The organism is Streptomyces niveiscabiei (assembly GCF_001419795.1).
GTDB classification, from domain to species: Bacteria; Actinomycetota; Actinomycetes; order Streptomycetales; family Streptomycetaceae; genus Streptomyces; species Streptomyces niveiscabiei.
In genome coordinates this window covers 1-1854 of the sequence record NZ_LIRL01001386.1, presented here as the reverse complement: position 1 = coordinate 1854, position 1854 = coordinate 1, and the positions used below count along the sequence as shown (strand labels likewise).

Genomic DNA, 1854 nt, shown 5'->3' with positions numbered 1-1854 from the left:
GTCCAGCACCCCCCGCCGTACCGCCTCCGACACCGCCGACGCCCGGTTGTCGACCCCCAGCTTCCGGTAGATCCGCACGAGATGCGTCTTCACCGTCGCCTCGCTCAGGAACAGCGCCTGCGCGATCCCCCGGTTCCCGCGCCCCTCCGCCAGGAGCCGTACGACGCCGATCTCGCGTGCCGTCAACTCCCGCTCCCGGTCGGGCTCTTCCCCGACGAGCGCCCCCACCAGCTCCGGCGCGAGCCCCAGTGCCCCGGCGGCGGCGCCGCGTACCGCGCGGAACAGCTCCTGCGGCGGCCCGGCCTTGAGGACGTACCCCCGGGCCCCCGCCTCCAACGCCCGTACGACGTCGGCGCGTCCGGAGTAGCTCGTCAGCATCACCACGGCCACCTCGGGAGCAGCCGCCCGCAACCGGCGTACGGCTTCCACTCCGTCGATCCCGGCGGCCCCGGCGAACCGCAGGTCCATCAGCGCGACGTCCGGTGCCAGCTCGGCGGCAAGGCGTACCGCTTCCTCGCCGCTCTCCGCCTCCCCGGCGACGACGAGGTCGGCCTCCCCCTCCAGCAGGGCGCGCAGACCCGCCCGGACGACGGTGTGGTCGTCGGCGAGCAGCAGGCGCAGCGCGGTCACCCGGCCACCTCGTCGAGGACTTTCCCGGCGGGGACGGGGATCGATGCGCGTACCCGCGTCCCGTGCCCGGGCGCGCTGCGCACGTCCAGGACACCCCCGCACTCCCGCAGCCGCGCACGGGCGGCCGGCAGGCCGAACCCCCGGGACGGGCCGGTGCGGTCGGGACGTTCCGCGAACCCCAGCCCGTCGTCGCGGATCTCCAGCTCCGCGCCGTCCGGCCGCTGGTGGAGCGTGACGTGGACGTTCACCGCGCGGGCGTGCTCACGGATGTTCGCCAGCGCGCCCTGCGCGACCCGGAACAGGGTCGCAGCGCCCTGCCGGCCAAGTGCCGGGCACGCGGCGCCCGTTGTCCGGAACCGGACCCGCGCCGCCGCGCCCTCCGTCTCCGCGCGCTCGCACAACAGCCGCAGCGCGCCCGCGAGTCCGGCCTCCGCGACCGCCGACGGCGTGAGGTCGCTGATGATGCGGCGGGTCTCCGCGAGGTTGGCGTGCAGACCGTCCGCCGCCGCCCGGACACGTGTCAGCGCGACGTCCGGACGCTCCGCCCAGTCCCGCTCGGCCGCCTGCAACAGCATGACGCCGCCCGCGAGTTCCTGGGCCAGCGTGTCGTGCAGGTCCCGCGCGATGCGCTCCCGCTCGGTCAGCACCCCCGCGCGGCGCTGCTGCCGGGCGAGTTCCTCGCGCGTGGCACGCAACTCCTCGACCAGCCGCCGCCGTCGGTCCGCCTCCCGCTGCAACGTGCCGTACAGCGCGGCCGTTCCCCACACCGCCGCCACCGGCACCAGCATCTCCGGCGTGAAACCGCCGTTGCCGCGCACCAGTTGACCGACCAGTGAGACGGTGACCACGCCCACGGCGAGGCTCGCCGCCCGCCGGTCCAGCACCCGCAGCGCCGCACAGGCCAGCGGAATCGCCGCCCACACGTACGCGTCGGTCAGCGTCACCGGGGCGCGCAGCACGAGCGCCGTCCACAGCGCGACCAGCGCGGCCACCCAGGTGCGCCGCGCCGCCGGGCCCCACCGGTCGCCGGCCGCCAGGCCGACCCCGTACACCAGCGCCAGCAGCGTGCTGAGCACCACGATGTCGCGGCACAGCGGGTCCCTGTCCGCCGCGGCCCGGACCAGGCCCGCGACGACGACGAGCGCGAACGCGCCGTGCGCGAGGTGGTCCAGGGACCGGCGGGGGGTGGGGGGACGGCGGTCGGACACGGGGACCCCTTGATCC

At 76.3% G+C, this 1854-nt stretch carries 2 protein-coding genes; both read right to left on the bottom strand.

The genetic code is table 11. The features are described 5' to 3' along the window. A partial coding sequence (locus AOK24_RS44320; RefSeq protein WP_055725461.1) for a response regulator occupies window positions 1-630 on the bottom strand: 630 nt, incomplete at its 3' end. After that, window positions 627-1854 (bottom strand): sensor histidine kinase (locus AOK24_RS44315; RefSeq protein ID WP_420876742.1); only part of this gene is annotated, 1228 nt, incomplete at its 5' end. The genes AOK24_RS44315 and AOK24_RS44320, both read right to left, overlap by 4 nt.